The organism is Vibrio sp. YT-19(2023), from assembly GCF_033337395.1.
On sequence record NZ_JAWOQN010001235.1, the window covers coordinates 1 to 503 of the forward strand.

Sequence of the window (503 nt, forward strand, 5' to 3'; positions counted from 1 at the left end):
TCGCGAGATCTCCGACGATTACACCTTGATGGTCCAAGATAAATACACCGATGGTAAGTTAATCATCTACGGCACAGATCATGTCAGTAACGATATTCGTACTGTCATCACGCCTTACGACCCAAGAACTCGTCCTTGGTATCAACCTGTCGCCAAAGACGAAAAACCAATGTGGTCAAAAATCTACACCAATGCGGATGAGCGCCAAGACATCACCTTATCTGCTATGACACCGGTGTACGAATACCAAGAATTTGCGGGCGTATTGGTGACGGATATTCGTATCAATACCTTCAACGAGTTTCTACGCGTCATCAAGAAGAACACCAAAGCATCGGTCTTTATCATGGACCAAGAACACCGATTAGTGGCACATTCTGGCCCAGGCAGCGTAGTGTCTTGGGGCACAAAGTTTTCGGATAAAGGCCAACGCTTGTTCGCCTCTGAAAGCGCAGACCCGATCATCAAAATCAGCGCCTCCCGCGTGCGTGGTTTTGACTTGT

At 47.7% G+C, this 503-nt stretch carries 1 protein-coding gene; it reads left to right on the plus strand.

The annotated features are described in order from the left end of the window. A partial coding sequence (locus R7E78_RS31015; RefSeq protein ID WP_318059257.1) for a cache domain-containing protein occupies positions 1 to 503 on the plus strand: 503 nt, incomplete at both ends.